The sequence below is a fragment of the Streptomyces sp. DSM 15324 genome, from assembly GCF_001514285.1.
Classification (GTDB): Bacteria; Actinomycetota; Actinomycetes; order Streptomycetales; family Streptomycetaceae; genus Streptomyces.
The window spans coordinates 584,079-600,775 of record NZ_KQ949027.1 but is presented as its reverse complement, the minus strand read 5'-3'; the positions used below and the strand labels follow the sequence as shown (position 1 = coordinate 600,775).

Annotated in this window: 16 protein-coding genes; 6 read left to right on the top strand and 10 right to left on the bottom strand. The window is 70.5% G+C overall.

Features of this window, described 5'->3' with window-relative positions:
* The first annotated feature begins 53 nt into the window (after positions 1-53).
* Together AQJ58_RS19535 and AQJ58_RS19530 are read left to right on the top strand one after the other, a co-directional pair.
* Positions 54-1,061 (top strand): C40 family peptidase, encoded by a 1,008-nt coding sequence (locus AQJ58_RS19535; protein ID WP_067251745.1) that lies wholly within the window; start codon positions 54-56, stop codon positions 1,059-1,061.
* A gap of 168 nt (positions 1,062-1,229) precedes the next feature.
* The gene (locus AQJ58_RS19530) at positions 1,230-1,940 is read left to right on the top strand and encodes a phosphatase PAP2 family protein (protein WP_067251743.1); all 711 of its coding nucleotides are present in this window, start codon (positions 1,230-1,232) and stop codon (positions 1,938-1,940) included.
* A 13-nt stretch (positions 1,941-1,953) separates the two neighbouring features.
* Here the strand turns inward: AQJ58_RS19530 and AQJ58_RS19525 are convergent, their stop codons facing one another.
* Entirely contained in the window at positions 1,954-3,513 is a 1,560-nt protein-coding gene (locus tag AQJ58_RS19525) for an FAD-binding oxidoreductase (RefSeq protein ID WP_067251885.1), read from the bottom strand.
* A gap of 115 nt (positions 3,514-3,628) precedes the next feature.
* Positions 3,629-3,799, bottom strand: coding sequence for a hypothetical protein (locus tag AQJ58_RS43845; RefSeq protein WP_199844618.1), 171 nt, complete (start codon positions 3,797-3,799; stop codon positions 3,629-3,631).
* A gap of 176 nt (positions 3,800-3,975) precedes the next feature.
* Here AQJ58_RS43845 and AQJ58_RS19520 point away from each other — a divergent pair, with 176 nt between their 5' ends.
* Both AQJ58_RS19520 and AQJ58_RS19515 read left to right on the top strand, forming a co-directional pair.
* On the top strand, positions 3,976-4,851 hold the full coding sequence (locus AQJ58_RS19520; RefSeq protein WP_067251742.1) for an SCO4651 family lipoprotein: 876 nt from the start codon (positions 3,976-3,978) through the stop codon (positions 4,849-4,851).
* A gap of 97 nt (positions 4,852-4,948) precedes the next feature.
* The gene (locus AQJ58_RS19515) at positions 4,949-5,140 is read left to right on the top strand and encodes a hypothetical protein (RefSeq protein WP_067251883.1); all 192 of its coding nucleotides are present in this window, start codon (positions 4,949-4,951) and stop codon (positions 5,138-5,140) included.
* Here AQJ58_RS19515 and AQJ58_RS19510 read toward each other — a convergent pair.
* The gene (locus AQJ58_RS19510; protein ID WP_067251740.1) at positions 5,126-5,470 is read right to left on the bottom strand and encodes a metal-sensitive transcriptional regulator; all 345 of its coding nucleotides are present in this window, start codon (positions 5,468-5,470) and stop codon (positions 5,126-5,128) included. The two genes, AQJ58_RS19515 and AQJ58_RS19510, sit on opposite strands and share 15 nt — an antisense overlap.
* Before the next feature lie 205 nt (positions 5,471-5,675).
* On the opposite strand from AQJ58_RS19510, the gene AQJ58_RS19505 reads away from it, so the two are divergent.
* Both AQJ58_RS19505 and AQJ58_RS19500 read left to right on the top strand, forming a co-directional pair.
* The gene (locus AQJ58_RS19505) at positions 5,676-6,296 is read left to right on the top strand and encodes a DUF47 domain-containing protein (protein ID WP_067251739.1); all 621 of its coding nucleotides are present in this window, start codon (positions 5,676-5,678) and stop codon (positions 6,294-6,296) included.
* 7 nt (positions 6,297-6,303) lie between these two features.
* The gene (locus tag AQJ58_RS19500) at positions 6,304-7,302 is read left to right on the top strand and encodes an inorganic phosphate transporter (protein ID WP_067251737.1); all 999 of its coding nucleotides are present in this window, start codon (positions 6,304-6,306) and stop codon (positions 7,300-7,302) included.
* Positions 7,303-7,823: 521 nt separating this feature from the next.
* On the opposite strand, the gene pstB is transcribed toward AQJ58_RS19500, so the two are convergent.
* The 7 genes from pstB to AQJ58_RS19465 all read right to left on the bottom strand — a co-directional run bounded on the left by pstB (position 7,824) and on the right by AQJ58_RS19465 (position 16,527).
* A complete protein-coding gene (gene pstB, locus AQJ58_RS19495) occupies positions 7,824-8,600 on the bottom strand; it encodes a phosphate ABC transporter ATP-binding protein PstB (protein WP_067251735.1) in 777 nt (258 codons plus the stop codon).
* A 46-nt stretch (positions 8,601-8,646) separates the two neighbouring features.
* Entirely contained in the window at positions 8,647-9,711 is a 1,065-nt protein-coding gene (gene pstA / locus AQJ58_RS19490) for a phosphate ABC transporter permease PstA (protein WP_067251733.1), read from the bottom strand.
* Positions 9,708-10,739 (bottom strand): phosphate ABC transporter permease subunit PstC, encoded by a 1,032-nt coding sequence (gene pstC / locus AQJ58_RS19485; RefSeq protein WP_067251731.1) that lies wholly within the window; start codon positions 10,737-10,739, stop codon positions 9,708-9,710. The genes pstA and pstC overlap by 4 nt, the downstream gene beginning before the upstream one ends.
* 137 nt (positions 10,740-10,876) lie before the next feature.
* Positions 10,877-12,010 (bottom strand): phosphate ABC transporter substrate-binding protein PstS, encoded by a 1,134-nt coding sequence (gene pstS, locus AQJ58_RS19480; protein ID WP_067251730.1) that lies wholly within the window; start codon positions 12,008-12,010, stop codon positions 10,877-10,879.
* A gap of 236 nt (positions 12,011-12,246) precedes the next feature.
* Entirely contained in the window at positions 12,247-12,684 is a 438-nt protein-coding gene (locus AQJ58_RS19475) for an NUDIX hydrolase (RefSeq protein ID WP_234360101.1), read from the bottom strand.
* A 248-nt stretch (positions 12,685-12,932) separates the two neighbouring features.
* Positions 12,933-14,186, bottom strand: coding sequence for a CHAD domain-containing protein (locus AQJ58_RS19470; RefSeq protein WP_067251728.1), 1,254 nt, complete (start codon positions 14,184-14,186; stop codon positions 12,933-12,935).
* Positions 14,167-16,527 (bottom strand): RNA degradosome polyphosphate kinase, encoded by a 2,361-nt coding sequence (locus tag AQJ58_RS19465; protein ID WP_420712162.1) that lies wholly within the window; start codon positions 16,525-16,527, stop codon positions 14,167-14,169. Before AQJ58_RS19465 ends, AQJ58_RS19470 begins: the two co-directional genes overlap by 20 nt.
* Between the last annotated feature and the right edge of the window lie 170 nt (positions 16,528-16,697).

Genomic DNA, 16,697 nt, shown 5'->3' with positions numbered 1-16,697 from the left:
GACGGGGGCGCCTCTACACTGGCCGGGGCGGACTCCCGGTCGGCGAGGGGCGGTTGACGGTGCGTAAGGCATGGATCGTGGCGACCGCTGCCGTCGGTGCCGGTGCCGCCTTCATGATGGTGCTCGTCGTCGGGGTCTACATCGTCGCCGGGAACATGGTCAACGGCGTGGGGGGCAGCACCAGGTCGCTCGCCAAGGGCGCCGTGCCCGCCGCCTACAGCGCGATCGTGCAGAAGTGGGGCAATCTCTGCTCCGCCATCAATCCCGCGCTGCTCGCCGCGCAGTTGTACCAGGAGAGCGGGTTCAACCCGCGCGCGCAGAGCGCCGCCGCCGCACAGGGGATAGCGCAATTCATCCCGGGAACCTGGGCCACGCACGGCATCGACGGCGACGGCGACGGCGATCGCGACGTATGGGACCCGAATGACGCGATTCCATCGGCCGCTTCGTACGACTGCCAGCTCGCCTCGTACGTGAAGGACGTTCCCGGGGACCCCACGAAGAACATGCTCGCCGCCTACAACGCGGGGGCGTACGCGGTCATCAAGTACGGCGGTGTGCCGCCCTACAGCGAGACCCGGAACTACGTGAAGACGATCACGACGCTGGAGGAGTCGTTCGCCGCGCCCGTCTCCCGGGTCGATCCGTCGGAGCAGGCCGCCGGGGCCATCTACTTCGCCCAGAAGAAGCTCGGCACGCCCTATCTGTGGGGCGGCAACGGAACGGCTGACCAGGGGGGACGCTTCGACTGCTCCGGGCTGACCAAGGCCGCCTACGAGAGCGTCGGGATCACCCTGCCCCGGGTCGCCAACGACCAGTACAACGCCGGGCCGCACCCCAAGCGCAGTGAACTGCTGCCGGGGGACCTGGTGTTCTTCTCGACCGATCCCGGCAACTCCCGGGCCATCCACCACGTGGGTATCTACGTAGGCGGCGGATACATGATCGACGCGCCCTACACGGGGGCCGTGATCCGGTTTGATCCCATCGACACGGCTGAGTACTTTGGTGCCACCCGAGTGACCGAAGATGGCGCGAAAGCGCTCCCGACGAACGTCTGAGGCAGTCCGGGAAAATCCCCCTGAGCTGCGGCTTTGCATCTCTCTTCGATAACGTCTGAGTGATCATTCAGTGGAGAGTGGAACGTATCAACCGGGGCCGTGCGTTCCTGTTGAGGCGTGCGCACGAGAGATGCGCTGGGCAGAAGACGACGAAGGGGCCGCAGCACCATGGCTGGACTCGCCGATTCCGGGTCGAACCCCGACGTCGACCTGCTCTACGACATCAACGGTCTCGCCAAGGACGCCCCCCATTGGTTCGACCGGATCGTCGAGTTCGTGGGGGAGTACGGGCTGCTCCTCGCCATGGTCCTGCTGATTCTGTGGTGCTGGGCCGACGGGCGGCGCACGGTGCGGGGGGCCGAGGAGGCCTCGGCCGCGGTCGCCGCGCTCGTGTGGGCGCCGCTGGCGGCCGCCGTCGCCGTGCTGGTGAACGTGCCCATACGGGGATTCGTGGAGAGGCCCCGGCCGTTCCTCGATCACCAGGGGCTCGAGGTGCTGGTCTCCGGGAAGACCGACTACTCGTTCGTGAGTGATCACGCGACGCTGACCATGGCCATGGCCGTCGGACTGTTCGTCGCCAACCGGAAGTTCGGGTTCTACGGGATAGCGATCGCGCTGCTCGAAGGGTTCTGCCGGGTCTACATGGGCGTGCACTACCCGACCGACGTGGTGGGCGGGTTCGCGCTCGGGACCGCCGTCGCGCTGCTGCTGTCGCCGCTCGCCTCGCTGGCGCTCACCCCGCTGCTGAAGGCCGTCGAGCGCTCGCCCCGGGTGGGGTGGATCGTGCGGAGCAGGCAGGCGAGGGAGCGGGCCCGGGACGCGTTCATCCCGGGGGCCCGCTCCGGGGCCGCCGCCGAGGAGCGGGACCTCGCCGCCTGAGGCGCCCCGGGGATCAGAGCGCCTGCGGGTAGGTGAAGAAGCCCGTCGGGTCGTACTGCCGCTTCAGCTGGGTCAGGCGCGGCAGCGCGTCGCCGTAGTACGCCTTGCGCCAGTTCGTCAGGGTCGGGTCGGCGTAGTTCTGGTAGGCGGCGCCCGAGGCGTACGGCTGCATCGCCCGGTGGGCCGTGTTCAGCCAGGACTGGGCCGTCGAACCCGTCGTCCCCGCCCGCCAGGACACGAGGTACTGGGCCAGCATGCGTGAGCGGCGGTGCACGAAGGCCGTGGCCGTCGGGGAGACACGGTTGATCGCGCCGCCCAGGGCGGTGAGGGCGATGCTGCCGGCGCCGCCCTGGACGGCCTTGATCTCCTTCAGCAGGGTCTGGATGCCCGCCGAGGACAGGGAACGGTCGAAGAAGTCGCTGCGGGCGGTGTACGTCTCCCGGCCCAGCCTGCCCTGCGGGGAGCGGCCCGGGGTGGAGCCGGGCAGGTGGCACTGGGCGTCGGCGCTGAAGGAGGAGCAGCCCGCGTAGGCCTCCATGGCCTCCTCGTAGCCCTTGCGGCGCAGGGACACCGAGGACGCCGGGGCGCCCACCCGGTCGGCCAGGCGGTCGACGGCGTTCTGGAGCTGGCCGTAGGTGCCGATGCAGAAGGCGGCGACGGCGACCCGGGGGGTGCCGCCCGCGGAGTTCTCCAGGTGCAGGGAGGACCAGATCTCGTCCGGCTGGGACGGGCCCCACTCCTGCCAGGCCTTGATCACCGCGGCGGCCTTCGCCCATGGCCAGGTGAGATAGCCGGTCACGGCCTGCGGGGCGGCGTGGGTGCGGAAGCGCAGCTCGGTGACGACGCCGAAGTTGCCGTTGCCGGCGCCGCGCAGCGCCCAGAACAGGTCCTTGTTCTCGGTGGCGTTGGTGACGAGCTGCTTGCCGTCCGCCGTGATGACGGTGGCCTGGGTGAGGCTGTCGCAGGTCAGGCCGTAGGCGCGGGAGACGACGCCGTGGCCGCCGCCGAGGACCAGGCCGGAGACGCCGACGGTCGGGCAGGAGCCGGCCGGGATCGTGACGCCCTTCGCGGCGAGGGCGCGGTAGACGTCGATCAGCTTGGCGCCCGCGCCGACGACGGCCGAGCTTCCGCTCGCGCGGACGGTCCGCAGCCGGGAGACGTCGACGATGAGCCGGCCGTCGCCGGAGGACCAGCCGCCGTAGGAGTGGCCGCCGTTGCGGATCGCGACCTTGGTGCGGTGTGCGCGGGCGTAGGACAGGACGGCGCGGATGTCGTCGGCGTGGGCGACGTACGCCACGGCCGCCGGCTTCAGGTTGTCGAAGCGGGTGTTGTAGAGCTGACGGGCCGTCGTCCAGGAGGCGTCGCCGGGGCGGACCAGGGTGCCGTCCAGGTCGCGGGCGAGCGCCGCCCAGTTCGCGGGCCCGGTTCCGGCGGTGGTGGTGAGGAGGGTGAGGCCGGTGGCGCCGGCACTGGCGGAGGCGCTCGCTCCGCCGCTCTTCGAGGTGCTGCACGCCGCCGTGGTGACCGCGGCGACAGCGGCCGTTCCGCCTGCGATGAACGTACGCCGTTCCATGTTCTGCGCCTTCCGTCCGCCTGTCGGCATCTCGCGGCCTGTCGGTTTCATGGTGCGAGACGGGGCCCCGCGGCTACGGGTTCCCGCGGGCGGCGGCGGTGACGGAACGGTGACGTCAGCCGCGGGCGTGTCCCTCGGCGTCGGACCGGGCCAGGCTTCTCGCTCTGCGGGCCGGCCCGCGCCAGCCGCAGGTGCACCGGGCCAGGCAGAACCGGCCCTGCTCGACGGTCGTGGTGGTGTGTTCCCCGCCGGTGCGGGGAGGGGCCGAGCCGTCCTGCTGCGTCACGCAGACAACGTTACCCAGGAAATGTAAGAGGCACGTATGCCGGGGAACGGGACGGCGCGGACGACCCGTTCGGCGGTCGCGCGGGGGGTGGCGCGCGTGACGGGGGCACGTGACCGTCGTTAGGCGGGACGACAGGGGGACCCGTGACGGACGTACCGGCTGGGGGTAGGCAGACGATGACGGAGTGGTGGTACAGGCGGCGCGGACGGGGCGGTGCGGTGGTCGTGGCCGCCGGGCTGGTGGCCGGGGGGTGTCTGGGGGCGGCCGGGTGCTCGGGCGCGGGGGGCGCGGGCGGGATGGCCGACGGGGTGGCGGGTGCGGGGCACGCGCGCGGCGGTGAGGCGGTACGGCTGGTGCGCGGGGCCGCCGACACGCTGCGGGAGGCGGGCAGTTCGAAGGCGCGTACGTCCATGGAGATGGCCACCGGCGGGACCCGGGTGACCATCCGGGGCGAGGGGGTCTACGACTACCGCCGGCAGCGGGGGCGGCTGACGGTGCTGCTGCCGCAGGACCCGGCGGGGACGAGCGAGCACCGGCCGATCACCGAACTGCTCGCGCCGGGCGCGCTGTTCATGAAGCACCGCGGGGCCGGGGTGCCGGACGACAAATGGGTCCGGGTGGAGACGGCGACGCTGTCCGACGGGAACCTGGTGACGGGCGGGGCCACGGATCCGTTCGCCGCGGCGGAGGTGCTGCGCGGAGCGCGGACCGTGACGTACGTGGGGCGGACCGCGGTCGCGGGGACGGCGGTGCGGCACTACCGGGGGACGGCGGATCTGGCGGTGGCGGCGGAGGGTGCGTCGGCGGGGAGCAGGGGGGCGCTGGCCGCGGCGGCGAAAGGGTTCGCCACGGCCCGGGTGCCGTTCGACGTGTACCTGGACGACGCGGGGCGGATCCGGAAGGTCAGGCACCGGTTCAGCTTCGTCAACGGGCGGCAGGCGGAGGCCGTGGCGGTCGCCTCGACGACGCTGCTGTACGACTTCGGGGCCCCCGCCGACGTACGGCTGCCGGCGGCTCGGGACATCTTCGCGGGGCGGATCGCGGAGGACTGAGGTCACCGGGCCCGCGCAAGGACTAGCCCGTCCGTGCCATGCGCGCCGTGTGCACCGCTCCCTACTCTAGGAAGCCGGTGACGGCAGAGACGAGGTGATGCGCGTGGCTCCGGTCGGCGGTACGGCAGTTCAGGACTACGTGGCCCTCGCCGAGATAGAGCTGTGCGGGGAGCTGATCATCGCGGCCTCGGCGGCCGGGGAGGAACGGCTCAGCCTGGAGAGCATCGACCAGGTGCTGCGCGTGCGGGAGACGCCGGACGGGGGCGGGGCCGCGTCAGGTGCGCAGTAGACGGCCGATCGCCTTGGTCGCCTCCTCCACCTTCGCGTCGATCTCGTCGCCGCCCTTGAGGGCCGCGTCGGCGACGCAGTGGCGCAGGTGTTCCTCCAGGAGTTGCAGGGCGAAGGACTGGAGGGCCTTGGTGGAGGCGGACACCTGGGTGAGTATGTCGATGCAGTAGGTGTCCTCGTCGACCATGCGCTGGAGGCCGCGGATCTGGCCCTCGATCCGGCGCAGGCGCTTGAGGTGCTCGTCCTTCTGCTGGTGGTAGCCGTGCGTGACGTGCGGCACTGTCTCGGCGGGTGCCGGGTCGGTGGGCTCGGTGGCCTGTGTCGTCGTCATCGCGTCCTCCCGTTACGGACATATACCCCTGCCGGGTATATCGTAACGAACTTTGCCGGGTACAGGCCCCGTGCGGCCCCCGTGCTGATCACGCTGTCCGATAGGTGACACTGGGGGACGGCCCGATAGCCATGTCCGGATGGTGCGCTTAGCATCACCCCTGGCCACTGGCTTGACCGAAACCGATGCATCCCGAGGACCCCAAGTGCGCTTTCGTCTGACCCCCAGGGAGACGAGCTTCTACGACATGTTCGCCGCATCCGCGGACAACATCGTCACGGGCTCGAAACTCCTGATGGAACTGCTCGGGGCGGACACCGCCGGCCGGGCCGAGATCGCAGAGCGTATGCGGGCCGCGGAACATGCCGGTGACGACGCGACGCACGCCATCTTCCACCAGCTGAACTCCTCGTTCATCACGCCGTTCGACCGCGAGGACATCTACTCCCTCGCCTCCTCCCTCGACGACATCATGGACTTCATGGAGGAGGCCGTCGACCTGGTCGTCCTCTACAACGTCGAGAATCTGCCGAAGGGCGTCGAGCAGCAGATCGAGGTGCTGGCGCGGGCGGCCGAGCTGACCGCGGAGGCCATGCCGAACCTGCGGACGATGGAGAACCTCACCGAGTACTGGATCGAGGTCAACCGGCTGGAGAACCAGGCGGACCAGATCCACCGCAAGCTGCTGGCTCATCTCTTCAACGGCAAGTACGACGCGATCGAGGTGCTGAAGCTCAAGCAGATCGTGGACGTGCTGGAGGAAGCTGCCGACGCGTTCGAGCATGTGGCGAACACGGTGGAGACCATCGCCGTCAAGGAGTCCTGAGCTTTTCATGGACACCTTTGCTCTGGTCGTGACCATCTGTGTCGCGCTCGGTTTCACTTATACGAACGGTTTCCACGACTCGGCGAACGCGATCGCGACGTCGGTGTCGACACGGGCGCTGACGCCGCGGGCCGCGCTGGCGATGGCCGCGGTGATGAATCTCGCCGGGGCCTTCCTGGGGAGCGGGGTCGCCCATACCGTCAGCAGCGGGCTGATCGAGACGCCCGAGGGCTCGAAGGGGATGGGGATCCTCTTCGCCGCGCTGGTCGGGGCGATCGTCTGGAATCTGGTCACCTGGTACTTCGGGCTTCCCTCGTCCTCCTCGCACGCGTTGTTCGGCGGCATGGTGGGGGCGGCGCTGGCCGGGGGGACCCAGGTCATCTGGTCGGGCGTGCTCGACAAGGTCGTCATCCCGATGTTCCTCTCGCCGGTCGTGGGACTGGTCGGCGGGTACCTGGTGATGTGCCTCATCCTGTGGATCTTCCGGCGGGCCAATCCGCACAAGGCCAAGCGGGGGTTCCGGATAGCCCAGACCGTCTCCGCCGCGGGGATGGCGCTCGGGCACGGTCTGCAGGATGCGCAGAAGACGATGGGCATCGTGGTGATGGCGCTGGTCATCGGGGATGTGCAGACGGCCGAGGATCCGATTCCGGTGTGGGTGAAGGTCGCCTGTGCGGTGATGCTGTCGCTGGGGACGTACGCCGGTGGGTGGCGGATCATGCGGACGCTCGGGCGGAAGATCATCGAACTGGATCCGCCGCAGGGGTTCGCCGCGGAGACGACGGGGGCGTCGATCATGTTCACGACGGCGTTCCTGTTCAAGGCGCCCATTTCCACGACGCATGTGATCACGTCGGCGATCATGGGGGTGGGGGCCACGAAGCGGGTCAACGCGGTGCGGTGGGGTGTCGCGAAGAACATCGTGCTGGGGTGGTTCATCACGATGCCGGCTGCTGCGGTGGTCGCTGCGGGGGCGTTCTGGGTGGTGAACCTGGCGTTCCTGTAGGCGCGGGGTGGTGGCTGCGCGCCGCCCGAACCCGCCTTGCCCACCCGCCCACCCGTCTCGGTCCGTCGAGGGGTGGGCGCTGTGTCGGGGACGTGAGGGGAGGGGCGGGGCGGGGTGCGCGGGCCGTCGGGGACCGGCGGGGTCTCCCCCCGGGTACACATCGGCGGGGCTGCGCCCCGTGAGGCTGGAACGATGCCGGGGCCGCGACCGGGCCTGCGCCTGCCGCCGCGCCGGGTTGCCGGGTTGCCGGGTCGTCGTCCGAGAGCGACCGCGCCTGCGGTTGCCGTAGCTCCAGCGGTTGCCCGGAAGGGCCGCGTCCGTGCGGGTTCCCCTGCCGGGGCGTCGTTCGAGGTGCTCGTGGCTGCTGTTGCCGTTGTGTCGGGCGTTGCCCGACGGCAGTTCACTTGGGCCTGGGCTCAGACGTACCTGGGCCCGCCCCCCGAGGCAGTCGGGGGGCGGGCCCTTTGGCCTCGCGGTGGCACCGCCATGCAGCACCGCGAGGGGTTCGTGGTGTGCCTCGGTCAGCCGAAGCGGCCCGAGATGTAGTCCTCGGTGGCCTGGACGGACGGGTTGGAGAAGATGCGCTCCGTGTCGTCGATCTCGATCAGCTTGCCGGGCTGGCCGACGGCGGCGAGGTTGAAGAAGGCCGTGCGGTCGGAGACGCGCGCCGCCTGCTGCATGTTGTGCGTCACGATGACGATCGTGAAGCGCTCCTTCAGTTCACCGATCAGGTCCTCGATGGCGAGGGTGGAGATGGGGTCCAGGGCCGAGCAGGGCTCGTCCATGAGGAGGACCTTCGGCTCCACGGCGATCGCGCGGGCGATGCACAGACGCTGCTGCTGGCCGCCGGAGAGGCCGGAGCCCGGCTTGTTGAGGCGGTCCTTGACCTCGTTCCAGAGGTTCGCGCCCTTGAGGGACTTCTCGACGATCTCCGAGAGCTGCGACTTCTTGTAGTTGCCGTTGAGGCGCAGGCCCGCGGCCACGTTGTCGAAGATGGACATCGTGGGGAACGGGTTCGGGCGCTGGAAGACCATGCCGATCTCGCGGCGGACGGCGACGGGGTCGACGCCCGCGCCGTACAGGTCCTCGTCGTCCAGCAGGACCTTGCCCTCGACCCGGCCGCCCGATGTCACCTCGTGCATACGGTTCAGCGTGCGCAGGAACGTCGACTTGCCGCAGCCGGACGGGCCGATGAAGGCCGTCACCGTGCGCGGCTCGACCGTCATCGAGATGTCCTCGATCGCCTTGTGGGTGCCGTAGTAGGCGGTGAGCCCGCTTACATCGATTCGCTTGGACATGGTTACTACTTCACTTCCGTCTCGGTCGCTGAGCTGAGGGGCCGCGTCAGCGACCGGTCTTCGGGGCCTTCCAGCGGGCGATGGCCCGGGCCACGAGGTTGAGGATCATCACGAAGGCGATCAGCGTGAGCGAGGCCGCCCAGGCACGGTCGTACGCCGCCGTGGAACCGGCGCTCTGCGAGTACTGCTGGTAGATGTACAGCGGCAGAGACGCCTGCGCGCCCTCGAAGGGGTTGTTGTTGATGAACGGGTTGCCGAAGACGAGGAGCAGGACGGGGGCCGTCTCACCCGCGATTCGGGCGATCGCCAGCATGACGCCGGTGATGATGCCGCCGATCGAGGTGGGGACGACCACCTTGAGAATGGTGCGCCATTTCGGCACGCCGAGCGCCAGGCTCGCCTCACGCAGTTCGTTCGGGACGAGCTTGAGCATCTCCTCGGTCGAGCGTACGACCACCGGCATCATCAGGATCGCCAGCGCGAGGGAGCCCGCGAAGCCGAAGGGCTGCATGTCGAACATCAGCATGAGGCTGAGGATGAACAGACCCGCGACGATGGACGGGATGCCCGTCATGACGTCGACGAAGAAGGTCACTGCCTTCGACAGGCCGCCGCGGCCGTACTCGACGAGGTAGATCGCCGTGAGGATGCCGATCGGGGCGCCGATCAGGGTGGCGAGGCCGACCTGCTCCAGGGTGCCGATGATGGCGTGGTAGATACCGCCGCCCGGCTCGGAGTCGGCGACGACTCCCATGGAGTGGGTCAGGAAGTAGATGTCCAGGACCTTCACACCGCGCACGATGGTGGTCCACAGCAGGGAGACCAGGGGGACCACGGCCAGGACGAACGCCACCCAGACCAGGGAGGTCGCGATGCGGTCCTTCGCCTGGCGGCGGCCCTCGACCTTGGCTGCGATGCCGTAGGTGCCGGCGACGAACAGGAGTCCGGCGATCAGGCCCCACTGGATCTTGCTGTCCAGACCGGCGGCCAGGCCGATCCCGACGGCGACGACGATCGAGCCGCCGGCGATCGCGTACGGGGACCAGGTGGGCAGGCTCGCGCCGCGCAGCGTGCTGGGGCGCTTGTCGGCGACTGCGGTTGCGTGGCTCATGCGTTGGCCCCCGAGTACTCCTTGCGGCGGGCGATGATCATGCGGGCCGCGCCGTTGACCAGCAGGGTGATGACGAAGAGGACGAGACCGGAGGCGATCAGCGCGTCACGGCCGTACTCCGTCGCCTCGTTGAACTTGCTGGCGATGTTCTGGGCGAAAGTGCCGCCGCCGGGGTTCAGCAGGCTGGCGTGGATGTCGAAGTCGGGGGAGAGGACCGTGGCGACGGCCATCGTCTCGCCGAGCGCGCGGCCGAGGCCGAGCATGGAGGCCGAGATGACACCGGAGCGGCCGAAGGGGAGCACCGCCATGCGGATGACCTCCCAGCGGGTGGCGCCGAGCGCCAGGGCCGCCTCCTCGTGCATCTGCGGGACCTGGCGGAAGACCTCGCGGCTGACGTTCGTGATGATCGGCAGGATCATGATCGCCAGCAGGACGCCGACCGTCAGCATGGAGCGCGGCGCGCCCTGGTCCCAGGAGAAGATCCCGGTCCAGCCGAAGTAGTCGTTGAGCCAGCCGAACAGTCCGTTCATGTGCGGCACGAGGACGAGGGCGCCCCAGAGGCCGTAGACGATGGAGGGGACGGCGGCGAGCAGGTCCACCACGTACGCGATGGGGCCGCTCAGACGGCGCGGGGCATAGTGCGTGATGAACAGGGCGATCGCCACGGCGATCGGGACCGCCAGCGCCATCGCGATGATCGACGACACGACCGTGCCGAAGGCGAGGACCGCGATGCCGAACTTCGGCGGGACGAGGCCGGTGTTCCACTCGAAGGTGGTGAGGAAGTTGGCGTCGTCCTTGCTGATGGCGAGGTAGGCGCGGTAGGTCAGGAAGACCGCGATCGCCGCCATGATCACCAGCAGCAGGATGCCCGACCCGCGGGAGAGACCGAGGAAGATCCGGTCGCCGGGTCGGGTGGCGCCGCCGGCCGCGCGCTTCTGGGGGCCGTTGGCGGAGGTCGTGGGGGGAGGGTTGTCGTGGGGCGGGGGTGCGCCGTCGGCGCCTGTCTTCTGTGTGGATATGTCCATCGGGGTCTCCGGTCTGCGGAGCCGCTGCGGGAGTGGGCGGCTCGGGCGGGGCCGGCCCTCGGGCGGCCCCTGGCGGCGGTGCACCGGAAGGGTGCGGTCCGGTCCGGGTCTCCCCGGTGCCGGACCGCACCTTCAGATCAGCTCAGGCCGTCGATCGTGGTACGGACCTTGGAGATGATCGCGTCGGGGATCGGCGCGTAGTCGATGCCCGAGAGGATGCCCTGGCCCTCGGTGGAGGCGAGGTAGGTCAGGAACGCCTTCGTGGCGGGCAGGGTGGCGGCCTTGTTGCCCTTGTCGCAGACGATCTCGTACGTCACCAGGGTGATCGGGTAGGCGCCGTCGGCCTTGGTGGTGTAGTCGAGCTTCAGCGACAGGTCGCTGCCGGTGCCGACGACCTGAGCGGCGGCGACGGCCTTGGTCGCGCCCTCGGAGGAGGCCTTGACCGGGGCGGAGGCGCCGGTGTTGATGGAGACGACACCCAGGCCGTCCTTGGCGTACGACAGCTCCATGTAGCCGATGGCGCCGTTGGTCTGCTTCACGCCCTGGGCGACACCGGAGGAGCCGGCGGCGGACTGGCCGCCCTTGGCCTGCCAGGCCTTGCCACCGGAGTACTTCCAGTCGCTCGGGGCGGCGGCGATCAGGTACTTGGTGAAGTTGTCGGTCGTGCCCGACTCGTCGGAGCGGTGGTACGGCTGGATCTTCAGGTCGGGAAGCTTCGCGCTGGGGTTCAGCTTCTTGATCGCGGCGTCGTTCCAGTTGGTGATCTTGCCGTCGAAGATCTTGGCGATCGTCGAGGCGTCGAGCACCAGGTTGTCCACGCCGGAGACGTTGTACGCGACGGCGATCGGGCCCGCGACCATCGGCAGGTCGATGCCCTGGCCGCCGGAGCAGACGGACTTGGAGGCGGTGACCTCTTCGGGCTTCAGCGCGGAGTCGGAACCGGCGAAGGCGACCTGGCCCTGGGTGAAGGCGGTGACGCCCGCGCCCGAGCCGGAGCCCTTGTAGTTGACCTGGACGCCCGAGCAGGCCTGCGTGAAGTTCTTCACCCAGGCGTCGATCGCGTTCTTCTGCGCGGAGGAGCCGTCGGCCAGGAGCTGGCCCTTGGCGTCGTCACACTTGATCGAACCGGCGGCGGCGGTCGCGGAGGAGCTGCTGCTGCTGTTGCCGCTCGAGCCCGTGTCGTCGGAACCGCACGCCGTGAGGGCCAGGGCGCCGGAGACGGCGAGAGCGCCGAGGGTGAGGGCCCGCCGGTTCATGCGCTGAAGCTTCACTTGAGGGAGATCCTTCCAGTAGCCGCCGTCCTGAATTCGGCGGCGTGCGAAAGTCATGGGTGGCATGGGCGGGGCCTTTCGACCGCGCACCGCACCGGGTAAGGCTGAAATTAGGCAGATCAGGTGAAGGCGCCTACGGGCACGAGTGAACGGCGGGTGAACCCATGGGGAAGGCCCGGTTAGGTCACGGAACGCTTACGCCGAGGACACGGCGCGGTCCCGGGTCGGGTCCCGGGTCAGGAGAGGCGCAGGGTGTTCAGGAGAGCGTCCACCAGGTCACGGTCCCGGGGCTGGGTGAGGCGGGTGCGGGCCGCCGACGGGGACAGCCACAGGAGGCGGTCTACCTCGTCGTTCGGGCTGAAAGCGCCGGATACGGCCTCGGCCGCCCAGTAGCGGACCTGCTTGGGCCGGCCGTTCGCGTAGTAGCTCACGCTCGGCAGCACCGCGCCGGGCTCCGCCCGGTACCCGGTCTCCTCCCCGACCTCGCGCAGGGCGCCGGTCAGCGGGTCCTCCCCCCGCTTGAGCTTGCCCTTCGGGTGTGACCAGTCGTCGTATTTGGGCCGGTGAACGAGGCACACCTCCAGTTCACCGCCACTGGGCGAGCGCCGCCACAGGACGCAGCCTGCGGCCTGTACGGGGGTGGTCTGCAGGGGGGTCCGGTTCGGGGAACTCACTTCGTCCTCACCGCCTGGCTTTCCTACGTTCCTACATTCCGACGTCCTGGCCTGATGTCTTCCCGGCCGCCTGTCCTCCTGTTTACGGGCTGCTGTCCCGCGTCTTACGGCCGGGTGTCCATGACGTGCCGACCGCTGCTGTGCTACCTGCGCTACCTGTGCTCTACGGCCTCCGCTGTCCGACGGCCGCTGTTCGACCTCTGCTGTTCTACGACACGACGGCCGGGGTGCGCATCTCGGCACCGCCGCTACGGCGTACCGACGGTCTGCTTCTGCCAGCAGTGCTGGAACGCGTACCGCGCGGCCTCCACCTCGTGCCGCTGGTCCGCGTGCAGCACGCCGAGCGCGTACGCGGTGGCCGGCGCGATCCGGGGCGTGCGGGCCGCCTGGGCCGCGGCGGCCGCCGCCTCCGAGGCGTCCCGGTGCCGGTCGAGGGCCTGGCCCGCGGTCAGCAGCCGCACGTCCGAGGGGGCTCCGGGACCGTACAGGACCTCGCAGGCGTAGCGGTGCAGCCGCAGCAGCAGCCGGACCTGGTGCCACGGGGCGTCCTGCGGGTGCGGGGCCGGGTCCGGGGAGAGGCCGTGGATCAGGGCCTCGGCGTTGTAGGGGCTGCCCGCGGTGAGGAGGGGGAGCGTGGCGACGGCGTCCGCGAGGCGTTCCTCGGCGGCCGCGGCGAGGGGGCGCAGGTCGGTGGCGGGGGCGGCCGGGGTGAGCCGGACCTCGCTGGCGAGGACCGCGACCTGGTCGGCGACCGCGTGGAAGCGGGAGGAGCCGAGGGCCTGCAGGGCGGTGCTGTGGGCGCGGGTGCGGGCGAGGGTGAGCTGGCGGTCCAGGAGGGCGCCGGCCTTGGCGGCACCCACGGTGAGATTGGCGCGGTCGGGGTTCGCGGCGGTGCGGGTACCGCCCGGGGCGGCTGCCGCTCGCTGGGTGTGGGGGGCCGCGGCGGCGCCGCCCCGGCTGCCCGCCGCCGTGCCGGTTGCGGCCGTCCCCGTCCCGGCCGAGCGGCTCACGGCCGAGCGGGTCCCGGCCGTGCCGGCTGCCGGGGTTCCCGGTGTCTGGGGCGGGACCGGCGTGGAGCCCGAGAGGCGGTGCAGGGCGAGGAGCAGGCGTTCCAGGCGGGCCTCGTACGCGTGTTCCAGGGCCAGTGTGCCCGAGAGCCAGGCCAGTTCCGGGCGGATCTGCTCCGACCACTCGGGGTCGAGGAGCGGGCGGAAGGTGTGCAGGCTGCCGCTGATCCGGCGGGCCGTACGGCGCAGGGCGCGCGCCGCGTCGACGGCGTCCTCCGCGCCGCCCGGCGCACCGGGGGACGCGGCGGGGCCGGCGGCCGACGCGCCGCCCACCGCCGTACCACCGCCTCCCGTCTCCCGGTGCAGCCGCAGCGCACGGAGGAAGTCCGTGGCCTGGGCCCGCAGATAGCCCGCCAGCGCGTCCCCGGTCACGGGCCCGGGGGCGACACCCGGCCCGGCCGCGGAGTCCGTCACGTCATGGTGTTGCTGTGCCACGCCGGCGCCTCCGGGCGTCTATGAGCATCTCCTGGACGTTGCGCAGGGGCTGGCCGTCCGGGTCGGTCGCGTGCCGGGTCCATTCGCCGTCCGGGCCGAGGTGCCAGGAGGAGGTGGCGTCGGACATGCCGGTCTCCAGCAGGCGGTTCAGGGCGGCCCGGTGCGCCGGGTCCACGACCCTGACCATGGCCTCGATACGGCGGTCGAGGTTGCGGTGCATCATGTCGGCGCTGCCGATCCACACCTCGGGCTCGCCGCCGTTGCCGAAGGCGAAGACCCGGGAGTGCTCCAGGAAGCGGCCGAGTATCGAGCGGACCTTCACGTTCTCCGACAGGCCGGGCACGCCCGGGCGCACCGCGCAGATGCCGCGCACCCACACGTCGACGGGCACGCCCGCCTGGGAGGCCCGGTAGAGGGAGTCGATCAGGGCCTCGTCGACGATCGAGTTGACCTTGATCCGGACGTACGCCGGACGCCCCGCGCGGTGGTGCTGGATCTCCTTCTCCACCCGGGAGATCAGTCCGTCGCGCAGCGACTTGGGGGCGACGAGGAGACGGCGGTAGGTCTCGCGGCGCGAGTAGCCGGAGAGCCGGTTGAACAGGTCGGAGAGGTCCGCGCCGACCTGCGGGTCCGCGGTGAGCAGCCCGAGGTCCTCGTAGAGCCGGGCCGTCTTCGGGTGGTAGTTGCCGGTGCCGACGTGGCTGTAACGCCGTAGCGTCTCGCCCTCCTGACGGACCACCAGGGACAGCTTGCAGTGCGTCTTCAGGCCGACGAGGCCGTAGACGACATGGCAGCCGGCCTCCTCCAGCTTGCGCGCCCACTTGATGTTGGCGTGCTCGTCGAAGCGGGCCTTGATCTCGACCAGCACGAGGACCTGCTTGCCGGACTCGGCCGCGTCGATCAGCGCGTCCACGATCGGCGAGTCGCCGGAGGTGCGGTACAGGGTCTGCTTGATCGCGAGGACGTCCGGGTCGGCGGCCGCCTGCTCCAGGAAGGCCTGGACGGAGGTGGAGAAGCTGTCGTACGGGTGGTGCAGCAGCACGTCGCGGCTGCGCAGGGCGCCGAAGATGTCGGGAGGGGAGGCGGACTCCACCTCGGCGAGGTCGCGGTGCGTGCCGGCGATGAACTTCTTGTACTTCAGCTCGGGCCGGTCGAGGCCGTGGATGCGGAAGAGACCGGTGAGGTCGAGCGGGCCGGGCAGCGGGTAGACCTCCGCCTCGGAGATCTTCAGCTCGCGCACCAGCAGGTCGAGCACCGTGCGGTCGATGGACTCCTCGACCTCCAGGCGCACCGGCGGGCCGAACCGGCGCCGCATGAGCTCCTTCTCCAGGGCCTGGAGCAGGTTCTCGGCGTCGTCCTCCTCGACCTCGAGGTCCTCGTTGCGGGTGAGCCGGAAGGCGTGGTGCTCCAGCACCTCCATGCCCGGGAACAGCTCCTCCAGGTGGGCGCCGATGACGTCCTCGATGGGGACGTACCGGCCGGGGGAGGCCTCCAGGAAGCGGGAGAGCAGCGGCGGCACCTTGACGCGCGCGAAGTGGTCGTGCCCGCTCACCGGGTTGCGGACGACGACCGCGAGGTTCAGCGAGAGACCCGAGATGTACGGGAAGGGGTGCGCGGGGTCGACGGCCAGCGGGGTGAGGACCGGGAAGATCTGGTGCCGGAAGAGGGTGAACAGGCGGGCCTGTTCCTTCTCGGTCAGCTCGTTCCAGCGGACGAGGTGGATGCCCTCCTCCGCGAGGGCGGGGGCGACGTCCTCGTGGTAGGTCGCGGCGTGCCGGGCCATGAGCTCGCGCGAACGGGCCCAGATCATCTCCAGCACCTCGCGGGGCTGGAGTCCGGAAGCGGACCGGGTGGCGACACCGGTCGCGATACGGCGCTTCAGTCCGGCCACCCGGACCATGAAGAACTCGTCCAGGTTGCTCGCGAAGATGGCGAGGAAGTTCGCCCGTTCGAGCAGGGGTGTGTTCGGGTCCTCGGCGAGTTCGAGCACCCGCTCGTTGAAGGCGAGCCAGCTGCGCTCCCGGTCGAGGAAGCGGCCCTGCGGGAGCCGGACCCCGTCGGCCTGGGATTCCTCGTACGCGTCGAGGTCGGCGTCGATGTCGGGTTCCAGATCGGAGACCGCGGCCGCGACGGTGTGCGGGCGGTGCGCGGCTATGGAGCCCACGGAGGGCTGCGGGTGCTGGACATCGGCCTGAGGGGCGTGTGACTGGCTCATGGACCCATTCTTCCGCGTCAGCAGTGATACGGGCGCGTCAGAACGTGCAGGCGGGAGCATGACGGGCTGCCCGTCGGGGTCGTTCCCCTCGGGGGGCGGCGAGGCCTCGGGCGCGGCGGGCTTCATTCGCCGAGCCTCGCAAGGTCGTCTTAACCGATGGTTACGGAGACATGGCGTGCGGGATATCGGGGGGCGGCTCGCGGGCGTCGGGGCCGGGTGGTGTGAGGGCTGGTGGCGCTGGGTGGGGTGGACGGGGTCCGGTGGCGCGCTGGGTGGGGTGGACGGGATCTGATGGC